The sequence below is a fragment of the Richelia intracellularis HH01 genome, from assembly GCF_000350105.1.
In the GTDB taxonomy this organism is placed as follows: Bacteria; Cyanobacteriota; Cyanobacteriia; order Cyanobacteriales; family Nostocaceae; genus Richelia; species Richelia intracellularis.
This window is the reverse complement of record NZ_CAIY01000070.1, coordinates 12231-31081: the sequence shown is the minus strand read 5'-3', so window position 1 is coordinate 31081 and position 18851 is coordinate 12231. Positions and strand designations below refer to the sequence as shown.

Sequence of the window (18851 nt, the reverse complement as noted above, 5' to 3'; positions counted from 1 at the left end):
CTTACTTAACGTTAGGTAGAGTTAAGTGACAAACTATAAATAAGTAATGAGTAAAACCTATAAAGTTACTGGAATTAACCTTAAAACCCAAGACTTCGGAGAGTCAGACCGTATAGTTACAATTTTGACTCCAGAATTAGGTTTAATTCGTGTTGTTGCGCCGAGGGCGCGCAAACACCTTTCCACTCTACGGGGAAGGTGTGGAATATTTGTAGTGAATGAATTATTAATTTCTCGAGGGCGATCAATTGATAGAATCGCTCAGGCACAAACTATAGCATCCTATCCTGGACTTGCTGAAAACTTAGGTAAACTTTTAGCTGGCCAATATTTGACAGAGTTGGTCTTGTTTCAGGCTCTCAGTGAACAACCGCAAGTAGAAATATATATACTACTTAATGAACACTTAAGCCGTTTGCAAGGTTTATCTGGCGTTAGAACAACAATGATTTTAGCTTATTTATCCCACGGTATATATCAACTTTTAGCCTTTGCAGGATTAGCCCCTCAATTAAGAACTTGTTGTATAACGCACCATCAGCTCATGCCAGAACTGATATTAAATCCCCACTGGTATGTAGGATTTAGTATCAATTCTGGTGGTACTATTTGTCTTCAAGCGTGGGAAAATTTAAAGGCACAGGCTTCCAAGAAATCATCCAAAATAGAAGGCTATGGGGTTACCCATAAAGAGGATTTAAATCCTCTTAAGTATGAAACCATGATTAATCCTTTAGAAGTTCCCAAAATCTCTTATAGGCTAAATGCCAAACAACTTTCCCAATTCCAAAGATTGTTGCAGCCAGAAGTAATGCCAGAATATATAGCTAGGGATGATAATTGGTTATTGGTAGAGAAAATATTACGTCAATACACTGAGTATCACTTTGGTTATCCCATTCGCTCTGCCGCCTTGATAGATTCTTACTTTGCCCCGGAGTTATGATACAAATCCCCAGTGTAAACACTAATGCATTATTACAATTACCCAGCACCCAAGCACATCAACCGTCCATTATAGGGTGCCAAAGTGCATTCTCCAAAAGTCATGTCCATGAAGAAATATTTCCATTCTCAAATATCAATCAAAATGGCATTAATACATACGGTAAAGAAGAAACGAATAAGGATAGAACATCAAAAGTAGATAATTATCAAGAAAATAGGGATATACCACCAGAAAATTGTTTGGAAAAAGGATTTTTGCCAGTTTTGAAAAATCCAGATTTTTTGGCGCTTTGGGGAGGTCAGGTTTTTTCCCAGCTTGCAGATAAAGTTTATTTGGTATTGATGATTGCCTTAATTGATAAGCAGTTTCATTTGGAAGGTCAAACAATTAGTGTTTGGGTATCTACAATGATGATTACATTTACCACTCCTGCAGTCGTTTTTGGTTCACTCGCAGGAGCTTTTGTAGATCGATGGTCTAAAAAAACTGTTCTGGTTACTACAAATATATGGCGAGGTGCTTTAGTGTTAGCAATTCCTCTATTATTATGGCTGACACAAGATTTTCGGCCTTTGGGGCTATTGCCAGCAGGTTTTGTAGTTATTTTGGTGGTGACTTTTTGTGTGTCTACATTGACTCAATTTTTTGCTCCTGCAGAACAGGCAACAATCCCGTTAATTATAGAAGACCATCATCTATTGTCAGCAAATTCTCTATATACAACTACAATCATGGGATCTTTAATTGTAGGCTTTGCCATTGGAGAACCAGTACTAGCTGCAGCAGACAGTTTGTGGGTGCAAATAGGTGGCAGTGCTGACTTAGGAAGGGAAATTATTGTTGGTGTTAGTTACATTATTGCTGCCTTTATTTTATTACTATTAAAAACTAATGAAAAAGTCGAAAACCATACAAAAATAGAATCTCATATACTTAGCGATCTTCAAGATGGCTTGGAATATTTAAAGACAAATTTGAAGGTACGTAATGCTCTAATTCAACTAACTATTCTATTCTCAGTATTTGCAGCCTTAACCATTTTAGCTGTAAGCATAGCAGAAGTAATCCCCAGTTTAAAAGCAGAACAATTTGGTTTCCTGTTAGCAGCTGGTGGGGTAGGAATTGCTATTGGGGCTGCTGCTTTAGGACAATTTGGCCAAAGCTTTGCCTATTATCGCTTGAGTTTGTCTGGTTGCATAGTTATGGCTACATCTTTGGTGTCATTATCATTAACTAACCAACTGTGGATCATTCTTTTTTTGGTAGGGTTTTTGGGTATAGGAGGAGCACTAATTGGTATACCTATGCAAACTACTATTCAAACAGAAGTACCTTCTGAAATGCGTGGAAAATTATTTGGATTACAAAATAATGTGATTAATATTTCTCTTTCCTTACCATTAGTATTTGTAGGTATTGCCGAATCGATTGTCGGACTAAAGGCTGTTTTTTTAGCATTAGCATTACTAGTAATTTTAGGGGGTCTATTTACTTGGTACAATCCACACAGGTAATTATTAAGATCAAAGCAGAAATAGCAGAAACCTAGTGCTTTATAAATAAATCACATTCCAATTAATAATTTCCACTATTAACATGGAAATTAGTATCTGCTCATATAATGCTAATGCAAATTAAAAAGTATTGAACAGGATAACTAGTATGGAGAATCACAGGCGATTATTTGAAAACTTGCACAATATACGAACTTATCTATTTGTTTTGAAGAACACTATAATATTCTTTGGGGTATTTTTTTAGTGGGTTGTGCATGTGAGATAATATAACAACCATATTCTCAAGTTAATATATATTTTGATTAATAGCGAGTATGCATGCTAGGCAAATATATGCATTAGCTATATAAGAACTCTTTTGCTAGGTAACATAATACCTAGAAATTATTTCACTCCCCCAGTACAAATAGTCAGAATGCACATAGCCTGGATTGGAAAAAAATCGCCCTTTTGCGGCAATGTAACCTACAGTCGGGAAATTACTAACTCCTTACTGGATAGAGGACATCAAGTGAGTTTTCTTCACTTTGCCCAAGAAGAAACACAAGTTGATAAATGGCCCAACTGTCAAGAAGTACCCCTACCATTTATATATAAGTCCCAGGTATACACCATTCCTAGCCTTAAGGCTACTAAGATCCTAAGCGGATCTCTACGAAGTTTGAAGCCAGATATCGTTCATGCATCCTTAACTTTGTCCCCCTTAGACTTCCGTCTTCCAGAAATTTGTGAAGACCTAAAAATTCCCCTGATTGCAACTTTTCATCCACCATTTGCTGTTAAGGGGGTAAAGCTGGTATCAGGGACACAGTTTTTGACATATCAACTTTATGCACCCTTTCTAGGTCATTATGACCGTACCATTGTCTTTTCCCAAGTTCAGAGAGAATTATTAGCACGTTTAGGTGTACCGAAACGGAAAATCACTGTTATCCCCAACGGGGTAGATGCGGTCAAATACACCCCTGACTCTACTAGTGCTAAAACAGAGTTTCAAGCAGAACGGTTGTTTGTCTACCAAGGCAGAATTGCACCGGAGAAAAACATTGAATCCCTACTAAGAGCATGGAGACAGGCAAGAATGGCCAAAAGTAGTAAACTACTTATAGTTGGTAATGGTCCCTTGAAGTCTTCCCTAGAAACATTTTATGGTGAAGAACATGGTGTTATTTGGTTAGGATTTATTGCTGATGAAAATCGCCGTATCGAAATACTACGCAAGACTGACGTGTTTATTTTACCTTCATTAGTAGAAGGATTGTCTCTTTCCTTATTGGAGGCAATGGCCTGTGGAGTAGCTTGTGTAGCTACGGATGTTGGTGCTGATGGGGAAGTACTAGAAAAAGGGGCTGGAATAGTTTTAGATACGAAGGCTACACGCTCACAACTCAGAACCCTTTTACCCTTATTTCAAGATCATCCGGAAATTACTACCCTCTTAGGAAAAAAAGCCAGGGAGAGAGTATTGGAACGCTATAATCTAACTAATAATATTACACAGCTGGAAATACTATATGAGGAAGTTTTGGGTCAGAAGCAAGTACAGTTAACTCCATGATATAATACAAATATACCAGTAGCAATTGCAATTATTTCTTATGCTGGGATCTAATTAGGAGCTTGTGTTCGTAACAGCTATTCCTTTTGAGGTTTCATTTTTTATAGAATAATGAATACATATTAAAACTTATGTTTTAGTGAATAAGATATAGATAAATCATTGATTGTAGTTTCCTAAGAAGGATAGTCTATGATCATTAGCAGTTCTACTGGAACAGCCATAAAAAGCAGGAGGAAGAGGAAAATAATATATATAATGGAGATTTAAAACTGGTAATAAAATATTAGGATAAAATCCTAAAAAAACTTGGAAATTTTATTTCAAGTTAATTTTTAATTATCGGAAATATTGTGTTTATAACATCTCATACTTAGGCAGCATTTTAAACTTTTGTTGCAAAATATGCCAGTAATACTGGGGCTCAAAGTAATAAAAATTACAACGAAGAACAAGGGTAGGTATTTCATTAGGGGAGAAAAACAAATATCCACTTAGATTATTATGTGTGGGTAAAATTAAGTGTTGATATAAAAATGAAAAGTATACTGATAGTTGCAGTGAAATAGAATATATATTTGACGATCTCAAGTGTGAAGAGTTTTATGTTTTGATAACCTTATAAGAGTTTTTATAAAGCGTTTATCATTATGGTTGCAATTATGTACATATATTATAATTGCCAATACATTTTTTTGTTTCAAAATATTATAGTCTGTAATTGTAGATCTTGACTCACAAGACTGCCTCAGACAATTTAATTTTTAGCTGCAGCTAAAAATTCATCAAATAAGTAGTTTAAATAAACTGAGTTAGTTTGGAAGTATTTTAGGGCAATTCTTCACGGTTCTCTATATAGTCCATAGTTAAAATATTGAGTTAGTCTCCTAACAATTATAGAGTCAAAGGATTTTATATCTGCTACTCTGTTGATGAACAGAGTAGCAGATATAAAATTTGATGCATACGCTTATAGTCAAATTTATGTTTGTCACTAATACACGTTAGCGAATTTAAAATAATTTTATAGATTTATCCGTTTGGATTGAGTTATCAACGATAATTGTGGAGTATAAACTCAAAATAAGAGTGGCGAAGAACTCTTTATGGTATAAATTATATTTTACTTTAAATATAATTTATACCATATTAAAATAATAGGATCATTATCCAGTTATCTTTAAGTTTCAAATGATAATTAAGGTTATTTTTTGAGTTCTACTCACCACTAATTTGAGTTCTACTCACCACTAATTTTAACTCAAATACTATCAGAATTATTGAGTAGTTTGCTATAAACCATAAGGAGTTGAGGGTAACTTCGGGAAAACGCAGTAATATTTGGAGTTAATACAAAACCTTAAGAATTTCTAAGTAATTTAACTTAAACTATTTGTATTTTATTTAACTCGTTTTCTCTGACATGTTTGACACATGTACTACAATATGAGTAATTAAATTAGTCTGAAGCCAAATTGAACTAATTGATGTTAGATAACATTAACTGGTTTTTAGTATCTTGACGTATATTATTCAGATAGAATTTGTAGTAAGTGGGATATTTTAGCAAGCCTGCTTGTTACTCAACATAGCTTATATCTTAAATTTTAAAGCCCAGAGTAGGAAATATTTTCAAATTAAATTACTATTGCTTAAGTGTGTGAAGTTGGCTCTTGCTTGTGATACAACTAAATTTTGTTGTTAATTGCTAAAAATTGCTATAAATGAATAAAGCTTTAGAGTTTTAATGTCTGATTATTTGCAAAGAAATTCTCCAAGCCAGTCTGTTGCCTTTAATGATCAAGAGAGAATGGATAAACCAAAAATTACAGCAGTCAAAGCAGAAAGTGGAAACTTAGCTTTAGCTATAGCTGAAGCTGCATTGGAACGCAAAGCAGGGGAATTACTAGTACTTAAAGTGGCTGATGTATCTTATCTGGCTGATTATTTTCTAATGATGACTGGTTATTCTCGGGTGCAAGTGAGAGCCATTGTAGATGCTATAGAAGATAAAATAAAAACGGAATGCCAGCGAATACCATTACGTACTGAAGGGAAAATGGAAGGTCATTGGGTACTCCAAGACTATGGTGATGTTATCGTCCATATTATGATGCCCAAAGAAAGGGAATTCTATAACCTAGAAGCATTCTGGGGCCATGCGCAACAAGTAAAATTGCAAATTAATAATAGTGGAATATGAATATGACCTATTCATTATTGTCTAATTGTCCAGTCCCTAGTGATCAACAACCTATGAATGAATACCAGGAGCTAAAAGCTACATGGTTATTTAGTGATTGTACTCGTGACTGGTCAGCCTATTTACAAAAAATGGCTTGGATTGGGGGCTTTTGTTGGCTGATTGCCGCACCAGTTACTGCTGCTAGCTTTTCCCCATACAAGCAACTGGCTCATTTTATTCTTTGCAGTTTGGCTGGAGCAAGTATTGGAGTAATTCTAGCTTTATTACATTTATATTTAGGTTGGTCTTATTTACGTGATCGTCTTTTTAATTCAGTCATCTTGTATGAGGAATCTGGTTGGTATGATGGTCAGGCTTGGAATAAACCTCAGGAATTAATAACACGTGACCGTTTAATTGTGAGCTACGAAATAAAACCAATCATCCAACGGTTACAAATTACTTTTGTAGGTCTAGCTTTATTATTTCTCATTGGTACAGTAATTTGGTATTCAGTCTGAGAAATACTTCCAAAAAGTATCTATCATAAGTTAGTGTCTGTACAATACAATTGAAGTTTTAACAAAAACTATTACTGGTGAAACTTAACCCATGACAATGGGCAAACGAACTCAAGCCAACTCATTAGAACTTAGACTCCTAAGAGAAGGAATAATAGAATCTCGACATATAGTCCATGCAGTTGTATGTGACAATCGGGGGAGACTCCTTTCCGTTGCCGGAGATGCTGAGACAGCAACATTTATCCGCTCATCCTTAAAACCATTTCAGGCCTTGGCTGTAATAAGCACAGGTACATTGGAAAAGTTCGATTTGAACGATCTTGACCTGGCAATTATTACGAGTTCCCATAATGGCAGTATGGAGCAGGTAAGACAGGTATTTAATATCTTATGGCGTTCAGATATTGATCCTTCTTTATTACAATGTCCCACTCCTCCAGGTAAACGCAGTCCCCTGGAATATAATTGCTCTGGTAAACATGCAGGAATGTTAGCTGTATGTAAACAGAGGAGTTGGGCATTAAATACATATATGCAGGGGAAAAGTCCTATTCAGCAACTTATTTTAAAAAAAGTTGCTGAGATACTGCGTATGCCAGCAGAAGAGTTTATTAGTGCTCATGATGATTGTGGAGTACCTACATACTTAATGCAACTAGGACAGATGGCATCATTATACGCTCGTCTTGCTTCCGGTAAAAGCTTGGATATGGAAAGGATTGTACGTGCTATGACCCATTATCCAGAAATGGTCGCAGGAAAAGGGGAATTTGATACCGAACTTATGCGTCTAACACAAGGAGAACTAATTAGCAAATCTGGATCAGAAGGAGTACAGTGTATTGGAATATTAGGTGAAGGTATGGGATTAGCTATTAAGGTCATTGATGGAGCTACAAGAGCTAAATATGCTATCGCAATTTACTTACTACAACAGTTAGGTTGGATTACTCCTAGTATTGCTGAAGTATTAGGAGAGAAATTTATTACTTTTGGCCAATACAAGCGTTTGGAAGTAATTGGAGAATTATCTGTTTTATAGTTGCCAAAATCTTACCTTTAAGCTATACTGTTTTAAGTAGCGCGGGATAGAGCAGCCTGGTAGCTCGTCGGGCTCATAACCCGAAGGTCAGTGGTTCAAATCCACTTCCCGCTACCAATTTCTATGTTGGCTTTGGTTCGATCTCGGGAATTAAAATCCAACTTAACTTGCTTTAAAAGCATACGATTATAATCAGAACCCAGTAAGTATAATCTTACTGGGTTTTGGTATTTTTGCAAATGTTTATGTTCGAGTAAACAACTATTATATTAACCACTGCAAAATGCAAATTTAGAGATTTTTGATATATTTTGGAATAGAATATCCAATAGAGTTTGGTAAATCATGTTGATTCATTTGCGGCAGCCAAAGTCGATTCTATTAGCAGTGTTAGCATTGTCATTTGTTTTGTGGTTCTTATTACAAAACTGGCATGATTCTATTATGTCGATAGGCGAATTGAGCCTGTTAGGTATTTTAGCATTGAATGTTAGTTTATGGTTGTCGAAACGCAAGCGTAATAAGACTGATGATATAGTGGATGAACTTCCAAGTAATCGTTACTGTGTGGAAAATGTAATTGCAAGAGCAGAGGTTGCAATAAATTGTTTAAATCAAGAAGCAAAGAACAAGATTAGTGAATCCTACATCACATCTTTAAAACATCAAGTTTCCTTCTTGCATAAAGAATTAAACCGGAAAGATATCCAATTAACTGTAACTGGTGGAAGGTCTGTAGGCAAAACTACCCTAATAAAGACTCTGCTTTCACATTGGCAAACAAAAACAGACAAACAAATAATATTTAAAGAAACTCAACCTTTATTTACAGAAATGCCAGATGCAGCCATATTAGATGATGCTAAGCTTGCTGATGCTGTTTTATTTCTGATAAATGAGGATTTAACTGATACAGAATATCAAGCCCTAGAACAATTAAAAGAATTAAAACAAAGATTAATACTAGTATTAAGTAGAAAATATAGATATCTGCCCGAAGAAAATATAATTATTTTGCAGTCTTTAAAGCAACGTATGTCATGTGTAGTGGTCGAAGCTTCTTTATCCCCATTACCAGTAAAAGTACGTAAGTATACGGATGATACCTCCATAGAAGAGTGGCTGGAACAACAAAAACCAGATGTTCAGCAGTTAACTCAACGACTATGGGAAATGATTACTGACCAAGGGGAAAAACTCATTTGGGCAGCAACCATGATGAAAGCAGCCTTACTATACAAGCAAACTAAAGACTGCTTAAATACAATTAGACGTGATCAAGCCCAACCAATTATTGATAGATATCAATGGGTAGCTGGAGCAGCAGCCTTTGCTAACCCCATACCTATAATAGATTTAATAGCTACAGCGGCTATTAGTGGACAAATGGTAGTTGACTTAGGCGAGGTTTATCAACAAAAACTTTCTATAGAACAGGCAAAAGCTGCTCTAGGGGAAATAGGAAACCTGATGCTGAAGTTGGGGTTAATAGAAATTTCTACCAAGGCCATTACTACTATCTTAAAAGCTAGTGCTATTACTTTTGTTGCAGGTGGTTTGGTTGAGGGGTTGAGTGCAGCATATCTTACCCGATTAGCTGGTTTAAGTTTAGTTGAATACTTTCAGCAGCAGGAAATTTCTGTTGTGAAAGGAGAGAGTTTCAATATTGGAAAATTGCGGCAGGCATTACAAAATGTTTTTCAGCAAAATAAACAATTTGTATTTATGCAGGGTTTTGTCAAGCAAGGTGTAAAACATTTACTTCCAGAATTTGTATATAAGGATTTGTAAAGTATTTACTTCCAGAATTCACATATATTTAATCAATTAGGTTAGAAACTGAGTAATACAATTAAATTGGTATAAAAGGTGGATAAGTAGATTTATCATTATGACCAATATTTTGATATCAGTTGCCAACTATAGAAAATAACAGTATAAGATACCTATAATAAATTGAACTATAATTCAACAAACTCATGAGAGATGATACCAATAATATAAAATAAATAGAATTAAAAATAATAGACTATTGAATGAAATTTATTTGCAATTTTATATATTTTTTCTGTATTTTATTCCAGCATAAATGGAGTATTCGAGTAATACTAATAACTTGTAAATAATAGATTAAAAAAATATTCAATATTGGCAAGGATTTCAAATATCAAGATAGTTTTGAAACAATAATATTAACTGATATAAGAAACTGCTCAATTAAAAAGGAAAAAACATGAAGCTATATTGGTAAACCTTAGCACTATCTATGAAAATAACTCATATTTAATGAGTATGTCAATTTGATTTGAGGAAAGATTAGAAAACTCTATTATGCAACATCTGAAAAAGTTACTTTATATTGGGATAAGCTTTAAGGATGACTGAAATTTGAAGTATTTATATGAACTGGTGTATATTTAATTACTAGGTTTACAGATTGTAAATATCTTTAGAGTATGATTTGTGTAATAGCACGAAGATAATATGGGTAAGATTAAATAGTATACGGTAGTGAATTGATTATTTTCATGTAGATGAGCATATTTACAATTAATGGAATTAATGAGACAATCAAACCCTCAAAGATAGGGAAAAATTCAAGTTAAATTATTCTAATAATATAACCCAAGGACTTAGTACTAATACCTCAAACTAGTAGAGCACTATTTTTAGGCATAATAAATTTAAAATAAGTTAATAGCAAATGTGAAAATGTGGCAGAAAGCATAACTGAACTTAATAGTAAGTATCATCAATATGTGTCTTATTAGGGTAGACGACATGCTGCATTACCATACTGCAATGACATATGAAAAATACAAATTTAATAAATTACTCCAAGAACAAAATAAAAATGGGAGTTGAGTTAACAAGATGTAGTTTATGAAAATGCTTTTCCTGAGATAGAAAGTCATATTCTTTGGGGTTAAAACAATTTATTGCAGACCAATCCAGTATTTTGATAGTCATCATAGTACTTTCTACTTACTGTATTATTGATTTTTATATAGTTGCAATATATGCTTACGAGGTATAGTAAGTATTATTCTATAAGTAAATAATATTTAAAGATGTTTGAGTCACTCTCATTAAAGAGAGGGATATTTTGTTTATCTTAACTACAATTTAGATTGTGGCAATATATGAGACAATACTTACCGTTTCAGAAATAATTTATATTTTTGGACTAAATTATTAAGATCTAACTAAACCAACTAGCATTATAATTTAAACAAATCCAATGAAAACGATTCAGTGCCATAATATTTCTTTTCCCAATATAAAGGCAATTTTATTTGATAAAAATGGCACATTGGAAGACTCAGAGATATATTTATGTTCTCTTGCTCAAGAAGCAGCAAGAATAATTGAAGCCCAAATAAGAGGTACGGGAGAACCTCTATTACTAGCATTTGGTGTTAAGAATAGTTACCTCGATCCTACAGGTTTAATATCAGTGGCTAGTCGTCAAGAAGTAGAAGTAGCAACTGCTGCTTATATTGCCTCAAATGGCAAGGGATGGATTGAATCTCTTTGCATTGCTCACCAAGTTTTGGAAGAGGCGGAACAATGCCTTAGTAATACTATTACGCCTTTATTTGATGGTGTGTTACCAGTCCTTCAAAAAATCTCCAATGCTGGATTGAAGCTAGGTATACTATCTGCAGCCACGACTCGAGAAGTTAATAACTTTGTCACAACACATCAATTGCATAGTTATTTCAATTTGGAAATGGGAGTTGATAAAGGTCCTAGTAAACCGGATCCACGACTGTTCTTACAGGCTTGTCAGGCATTAGAGATAGAACCCAAGTACACTTTAATGGTAGGGGATTCTGTTGCTGACATGCAGATGGCACGTAATGCCAATGCTGCTGGCAGCATTGGCATTACGTGGATAGATAAACCAGAAAATGTAGCTGGTGCAGATGTTGTGATTAACCAATTACATGATATTCAAGTATTTGATTATTAGAAAGAGTGAGCCAATAGCCCTTTTTTATGTCTGAAAGCTTCAGTATAATATACTCAAATGCACAACTGAACCTAAGCAAATAGTTTTTCTCTGCTTCTTACTTTGTATTACACACATACATTGTCAAAAATAATACCTACCGAGAAAATAATTAGATTAATGATGTAATAAAACCGGTAAGTCAATACTTGGTTATCTAATTTGTGCAAAACCACTATTCTGATACCAGAATGAGGACAGTTTTTATAGTGTCCATCTCTAAGCAGTGATAGAGTCACATTGATAAGTCATGCAGATTTCTAGGTATTTTATGTTTTATATGCTGATATACCCTTTATTCGCAAGAAAAAAAACAATAACCTTAAATGCAACAGCCTATATTCATATAAGTAATGTAATCAAAATTATCTTCATCAGTCCTATTATAAATTATGTAAATAAATTCAGAGTTTCCATGCCAATTTTACAAAAATAAAACCCAAAGACATTTAATTTATTTAAAAAAATAAATTAATTAAACTCAAAATTATATAGTACAGAATATAATCAACCCTTGAGGGCTTTTCTAAAGTTTGTTCTGTAAGACTTATTGGCAATAAATAACGCAGGCCATAGCAACGATAGAATAAGACGATCAAGTAGTCTACGAGAAAAATTAGTTTTCTCGAATCCACTCCAGAATCGCCAAAAACCAACAGCATAAACAACTATTAAAGCAATTACCATCAATTGTGCCATACCGGTTGACTCCAGTTGTCAGATATCAAATGAATCTAGTCTACCCTGATTTATTAGTGGGTAGCTAGAAAACTAAGTTATATTTCTATAGTTTAATTTAGCCTATCTCTTGTTAAGAATACCTAGAACTAAATTATGTTTATCCTCTAAGTCATTTTACTCTCCGGAGAAAATTTTTTGTAGTTAGTACAGTACATCTACTAATACTTATTGAATTTAATTACTTCTAGCCTTTTATCTTTAGCTATAGATATGAATAAGACTATATAATACTTATGATACTAGCTAATACAGCTATATTAAGGATTGATAAATTGTCATTAGTCATTATAAAATTAGAAAAAATAAGAAATTTTCAAGCAAAACATAATATAATAACTATTAAAGAAATTATATCAGAATTTAATTTACAGTTATATAATCTCATAATTACATAATGAGATTATATTCGCATAAAATGAGAGTCTAAGCATCAAATAATAAAGAGCTAACTACATTTAATTAACTAAATTCTCTATTTTTCTTGTAGCTTGCTCTCGTTGAGCAATTATAGATTTTAATAAACCAAGAATTTATCCTAATTTTAATATAACTAGCTAACTTAGGTAAGTTTGCTGCTAATGTCTCAGATTTATGTAAATTTTTTCATCTACTCTTAACAATTGTGTCTTAACTTTGCTGTTATCAAGTATTTGTGATTATATCTTCCTCTTTTACCAGAATAATTTAGTTTTTTCTGGATGTTAGGCCTATTAAATGGAAGATTGAACTGTATAAATGATGATTTGCCTCACCACATCAAAATTATTGGCTAATTATTACATATAGTTTAAATTGTATTCCCTAGTATCATATTCTTAACCAATTTATACTCTATAACCCCTTGCTATCCAAAGCTTCATTAATGGACTTTACTGTAGTATATTTCAAACAATAGCTCTGGTAAATAAAATTCTTGGTAAAACTTTGAAGTGGGAGAAGTTGATATCATTGTTTCCATATTTTGTATAACTTAGCCGTGCGTGTTGCTTCATTTATCTATATATTTGAAAAATATTCAAAATGATCATCTTGAGTGACTACTATAGCCTAATTATTCATTAGGAATAATTTTTAATTAGTTCGCTTTATTACGAAGTTACTTGAAATTGACTAAAAATTTCAAATATTAAGCACACCGTAAAGATATCCAATGATAATTATCATGTATGGTTTTTCAGTCCCTGATTCCTTTAGTTTAATTTTCTTTAAACTCCACAATTTGGTCTAAATATTAACTAATACAGATATTCCATATATTTTATTATTAGTTTATAAAGCTTGAATCCATTCTTTAATTAGGTATTCAGTCCAAATTCTTTTTGCTAAGGTGGATTACCCTCTATACGCTGACGTATAGTTGCTTCATCTTCAGCCTCATAAATGCCAAAAACTTTGGCGAGATCCTTAGTAGAAATAATGGTAATGAGTACACCAGATTCTTTTTGTTTTGCTAGTCTATCTAAATGTTCTTGATTGTAGAGATGACGTTTTTATACTGCATTTTTACAATAACTTCCCCACATTATGTCTTTGGCCATGATTTTTTGATAATTGTTATCAGTTTCCTCAAGAGTTTAAGATATGATAAGTTCCATTGAGTAAAGTATTTATCAAAATTCATTGTAATAACTATTGTATTTCGGCTGTAACTATGTCTGCACAAACAATAGAACTTATAAAAGTACCCGAAATCCTAGAAGAACGTTTACAAGAGCTCCCAATAGAACCAGGAGTTTATTTTATGCGTGATAGTAATGGTCGTATTATATATATAGGCAAGTCACGTAAATTAAGAATGCGGGTTCGCTCCTATTTCCGCGAATCCCAAAACTTGAGTAATCGCATTGCTAATATGGTAAGACAGGTGACAGAAATTGAGTTTATTGTTACTGATACTGAGGCAGAGGCTTTAGCTTTAGAAGCAAATTTAATTAAGCAGCACCAACCATATTTCAACGTTTTGCTTAAGGATGATAAGAGATATCCCTATATTTGTATTACTTGGTCGGAAAATTATCCCCGGGTTTTTATGACCCGTAATCGTAAATTGGGTAAAGCTAAGGACAAGTATTATGGACCCTATACAGATTACTATCTTCTACGGGAAATTTTACGCTTTTGTAAACGTATTTTTCCTCTACGACAAAGACAAAAGCCCCTATTTAAAGATCGTCCCTGTTTAAATTATGATTTGGGAAGATGTCCAGGGGTATGCCAACAATTAATTTCTCCAGAAGAGTACAGGCAAGTTGTACAGAAAATAGCAATGGTATTTCAGGGAAGAGTCCAAGAATTGGTACAAATCCTGACCATACAAATGCATCAAGCAGCAGAAACCCTGAATTTTGAGACTTGTGTAAGAATCAGGGATCAAATTTCTAGCCTAAATTCCCTTAATACTCAACAAAAAGTATCCCTTCCTGATAATAAAGTTTCTAGAGATGCTATTGCTCTAGCAAAAGATGTAGAACATTGTTGCATACAATTATTTCAGATTCGCTCAGGTAAGTTAGTGGGTAGATTGGGATTTACGACCAATGGTTATGCAGAACCAGATGCAATTTTGCAGAGAGTATTGGAGGAACACTACCAAAATGCAGATGTTGTGGAAATACCCTCAGAAATTTTGGTACAGCATGAATTATTAAATGGAGAGATGTTAGGAGAAGTTTTAAGTCAACGTAAAGGTAGAAAAGTAAATATATTATCCCCCCAGCGCCAAACAAAGGCAGAGTTAATTGAGATGGTGGAGCGTAATGCTGAATATGAATTACAGAGAATGCAAAAATTGAGTGATCATAATCAGCAATCCATGCGAGATCTAGCCATGGTTCTAAATTTACCAGAATTACCTCATCGGATTGAATGTTACGATATATCTCATATTCAAGGTAGTAATGCAGTTGCTTCCCAGGTAGTATTTATTGATGGCTTCCCAGCAAAACAACACTATCGCCATTATAAAATCAGAAATCCAGAAGTTTTTATAGGTCATTCTAATGATTTTGCAAGCTTAGCTGAAGTAATTCAGCGTCGTTTTCATAAGTATATAGAAAATTCTCAATTACAAAGGATAGGTAATCCAGATTGGCCAGATCTAATTGTAATTGATGGTGGTAAAGGTCAGTTATCGTCGGTGGTTGCAGTGCTGCAAAACATAAATTTCTTAGAAGAATTACAAGTTATTAGTTTAGCAAAACGCAGAGAGGAAATTTTCCTTCCAGGCAAGTCTCAACCTTTGAAAACTCACAGTGAACAGTCAGGAGTAAAATTATTGAGACGCCTACGAGATGAGGCACATCGTTTTGCCATTAATTTCCACCGCCAGCAACGTAGCCAAAAATTAAAGCAATCTGGCTTAGATGAAATTCCGGGTTTGGGACATCACCGTCAAAAAAAACTATTAGAGTATTTCCGTTCCATGAGTTATATTGGCCAAGCGACACCAAAGCAGCTGTCAGAGGTACCAGGAATTGGCCCACGTTTAGCGCAAGAAATCTACGATTATTTTCATGTAAATTAATCTTAATAGTTCTTCCATAATCAATCAAAAAATTCAGCGATTAATACTTCATGAGGAAATTAAAACAATAATCGCCATATTTATATTAATAATCATGGATAATTGATTATTATGATTATACTTGCCGATTAACCACCTAAAATAACGAAAGTATAAGAGCAAAATTTTATTACATATCCTTAAATTCTAACCAAAAGTTGTTTATCTGATATGGAGAGATTTACTAACAATTTTGAGTGTTAGCAAGATACTTTTGATAAAATAGCGAGTCAATAATTGTTTCCTGTAGAGAGTTAATAACTAAGAATACTTGGCAGTATTTGACTTTTTAGTCAATCAAAGATATTTCTCTGTCATGTTTATTTCTAAACTACAGACATGAGCACGTAACTAGTTTCAATACCAAATGACGGCGCATTATTAATTGGTAGCTTAAGCAAAAGCAATTAATGAGTGTAATCATTCATATTCAGGCAGAATCCTAATACTCCACTAGCAAATTTATGTTAATATCTATGAAAGTAGAAAAATATTCTAATCTTATAGCTAATATGCCTTGCAAAGTAGAATACAACATGGGCTTCTATAAATTCAGTGGTAAGTAAATCATAACTGCACTGCATTTCAAGTTTCATGAGGAAACTAATTTAGTGTAACTTTTATTTGGTTTTCATATAAATTATGGTCAAGCCTTTTATGAGGTGAACAAATAATAGAGAAATATTTCTCAAATATGCTTTTTGGAAAAACTAAAGTATTACTGGGTTGTTAATAATTTATTATTTAGTGTTATTGCATATTACGAGTACAGCTGCTTGTATTCTTGGAAGGTAACACATGGGTGGTTATACACGTAAGATTATTCACGAATGTAGAATCTACCAGGTCCAAATTTTAAATTCTGATTAGGACTTAATATTACTCCAACTAAAACCCTGAGTTGCTTTCCCAAAACTAGATTTTAATCGATAACATTAGAATTGTATTCTTATGTAATCGAGTTAATTATCCCAAAGTTCCCATGCTTGAGTTAATCACAAGACCACTAACAGCAAGAATTTCAGCAATAAAATAGAACACAGCGACTAGCTGTAACTCAGACCAGCCAGATAATTCCAAATGGTGGTGTAATGGCGCCATTTTAAACAGTCGTTTACCCCTCCCATCTGAACCCTTCGTTGCCTTGTAGTAACTCACTTGTAACACTACAGACAGGGTTTCCACAAAGAAAATACCACTGAGGATAAATAATCCTACTAAACTATTAGTTAAAAGTGCTACCCCTGCTAAAGCGCTACCTAGTGATAAGGAGCCAGTATCCCCCATAAATACTCTTGCAGGGTTTCGGTTGTGCACTAAAAACCCCAAACAACCCCCACTTAGGGAAGCGCAGAAGATCATCAAATCTGGAGAGGTGGGAGCAACCATTGCACCTAATGCCAATGATGAAACTGCCACTACACCACCTGCCAAACCATCAATACCATCAGTTAGGTTCGTAGCATTACTCTCTGCAACTAACACAAAACTAGCAAGTGGCCAGAACAAAAAGCCTAGAGGCAAAAAAATATCAAATGGCAAAGCAATACTAGTAATACTGGCTGGTTGGGTAAACATCATCCATGAACAGAAGACGGTTGCTAAAAAGATTTGCAATACTAACTTGATTTGAGGAGATATACCCTTATTAGACTTGAAACGCAAAATCTGCCAGTCATCAATCCACCCTATAAATCCAAAGCTCAGAGTTAATGCTGAAATTGCCAGCACATCAGTTGTAAAACCAGACCCTATACAGGCAATCAACACAGCAGTTGGGACAAAAAAAATACCTCCCATTGTCGGCGTCCCAGCTTTTTTTAAATGTGTTTTGGGCCCATCTTCGCGTATAATCTGTCCAGTCTTGAGAGTTTGCAGTAAGGGTAAAACCACATAACCAAGAATTGCCGAGGTTACAGCAGCTAATAATATTGGCAGGGTTAGTGATGAAAACTGCCAAGGCAATCTGTTTGCAATTCCATCTAAAACTATTGCTGCCAGTATTATGCCACCAGCTAATAAAGACGCCAGGGCAACGCCAGAAGTATTTAAAACTTGTTGTTGACTAGATAATTTAGCATCCACAGAATTCCCTTCTCACTCCACACTTAAACACTATAAAAATTAATTAGCTGATATGGTTGATTTGCAGATTCAAGCATAAGTGGATCTGCTATTCACTCCCATCATCATCGAAGTCGTCATCATCATAACTGATTCCATCTTCAACACCCAGCATAGATTCAACATCTCCATTTTCTACAGTAGATGAAGACTCATGAACATCACGGGCAATTAGGCGACCACTTGCCTGTAACCAATCCAATAAAGAAGATTTTTGCTGTAATGGAATCAGAGTAGCCCTTTGATTTCGAGGTGCTTCACGTAATGGGGAATTCAACATAACAAATGATTTAAAACAAGAAACTTCAAAACAGACATTTTTAAAATAGACATTTTAGAGTCTATCATTAGGTAAAAAAAATATATATTCCAGTTATTTATTCAATACCGATCAGATAAAATCCGACAAATGAATTCATAATTTGAACCTCTTCAGATTAACTATCAAATTAGGTTTATTCTTCACCATAATAACTGGCAAATGGTTGGTTTAATCTATATTATCCAACTCTTCTAAATTGAAAGAGCCTACATTTTCCAAGCCGACATGCTAATATGGCATTTAATTTAAATACCCTAGCAAGGACCTTCAGTATAAATACTTTTTAAAGTCAAACTGGCTTTGATATTTAGC

General features: G+C 34.0%; 12 protein-coding genes, 1 tRNA gene and 1 pseudogene. 10 read left to right on the top strand and 4 right to left on the bottom strand.

Features of this window, described 5'->3' with window-relative positions:
* Nucleotides 1-46: 46 nt before the first annotated feature.
* The 9 genes from recO to RINTHH_RS07790 all read left to right on the top strand — a co-directional run bounded on the left by recO (nt 47) and on the right by RINTHH_RS07790 (nt 11751).
* Complete coding sequence (gene recO, locus RINTHH_RS07830; protein ID WP_008235094.1) at nt 47-946, top strand: DNA repair protein RecO; 900 nt, start codon at nt 47-49, stop codon at nt 944-946.
* Nucleotides 943-2463 carry an MFS transporter gene (locus RINTHH_RS07825; protein WP_008235093.1) on the top strand — a complete coding sequence of 507 codons (1521 nt, stop codon included), beginning with the start codon at nt 943-945 and terminating at the stop codon, nt 2461-2463. Before recO ends, RINTHH_RS07825 begins: the two co-directional genes overlap by 4 nt.
* A gap of 418 nt (nt 2464-2881) precedes the next feature.
* Nucleotides 2882-4024 carry a glycosyltransferase family 4 protein gene (locus RINTHH_RS07820; RefSeq protein ID WP_008235092.1) on the top strand — a complete coding sequence of 381 codons (1143 nt, stop codon included), beginning with the start codon at nt 2882-2884 and terminating at the stop codon, nt 4022-4024.
* Nucleotides 4025-5771: 1747 nt separating this feature from the next.
* Nucleotides 5772-6227: a ribosome silencing factor gene (rsfS, locus tag RINTHH_RS07815; RefSeq protein ID WP_008235091.1), complete on the top strand. Its 456-nt coding sequence runs from the start codon at nt 5772-5774 to the stop codon at nt 6225-6227.
* A 2-nt stretch (nt 6228-6229) separates the two neighbouring features.
* Entirely contained in the window at nt 6230-6730 is a 501-nt protein-coding gene (locus tag RINTHH_RS07810) for a CGLD27 family protein (protein ID WP_008235090.1), read from the top strand.
* Between the two features lie 91 nt (nt 6731-6821).
* The gene (locus RINTHH_RS07805; RefSeq protein ID WP_008235089.1) at nt 6822-7775 is read left to right on the top strand and encodes an asparaginase; all 954 of its coding nucleotides are present in this window, start codon (nt 6822-6824) and stop codon (nt 7773-7775) included.
* Between the two features lie 40 nt (nt 7776-7815).
* Nucleotides 7816-7892, top strand: a tRNA-Met gene (locus tag RINTHH_RS07800).
* A 228-nt stretch (nt 7893-8120) separates the two neighbouring features.
* A complete protein-coding gene (locus RINTHH_RS07795) occupies nt 8121-9566 on the top strand; it encodes a YcjF family protein (RefSeq protein WP_008235087.1) in 1446 nt (481 codons plus the stop codon).
* Nucleotides 9567-11016: 1450 nt separating this feature from the next.
* Nucleotides 11017-11751 (top strand): HAD family hydrolase, encoded by a 735-nt coding sequence (locus RINTHH_RS07790; RefSeq protein ID WP_008235077.1) that lies wholly within the window; start codon nt 11017-11019, stop codon nt 11749-11751.
* Between the two features lie 546 nt (nt 11752-12297).
* On the opposite strand, the gene RINTHH_RS07785 is transcribed toward RINTHH_RS07790, so the two are convergent.
* Together RINTHH_RS07785 and RINTHH_RS11755 are read right to left on the bottom strand one after the other, a co-directional pair.
* On the bottom strand, nt 12298-12489 hold the full coding sequence (locus RINTHH_RS07785) for a hypothetical protein (RefSeq protein WP_044304886.1): 192 nt from the start codon (nt 12487-12489) through the stop codon (nt 12298-12300).
* Nucleotides 12490-13800: 1311 nt separating this feature from the next.
* Nucleotides 13801-14069, bottom strand: a pseudogene (locus RINTHH_RS11755) (YciI family protein).
* 113 nt (nt 14070-14182) lie between these two features.
* Here RINTHH_RS11755 and uvrC point away from each other — a divergent pair.
* Nucleotides 14183-16054, top strand: a complete 1872-nt coding sequence (gene uvrC / locus RINTHH_RS07780) for an excinuclease ABC subunit UvrC (RefSeq protein WP_008235075.1) — start codon at nt 14183-14185, stop codon at nt 16052-16054.
* A gap of 1005 nt (nt 16055-17059) precedes the next feature.
* On the opposite strand, the gene mraY is transcribed toward uvrC, so the two are convergent.
* Nucleotides 17060-18178 (bottom strand): phospho-N-acetylmuramoyl-pentapeptide-transferase, encoded by a 1119-nt coding sequence (mraY, locus tag RINTHH_RS07775; protein ID WP_008235073.1) that lies wholly within the window; start codon nt 18176-18178, stop codon nt 17060-17062.
* A gap of 88 nt (nt 18179-18266) precedes the next feature.
* On the bottom strand, nt 18267-18497 hold the full coding sequence (locus RINTHH_RS07770) for a DUF3134 domain-containing protein (RefSeq protein WP_008235072.1): 231 nt from the start codon (nt 18495-18497) through the stop codon (nt 18267-18269).
* Nucleotides 18498-18851: the final 354 nt, after the last annotated feature.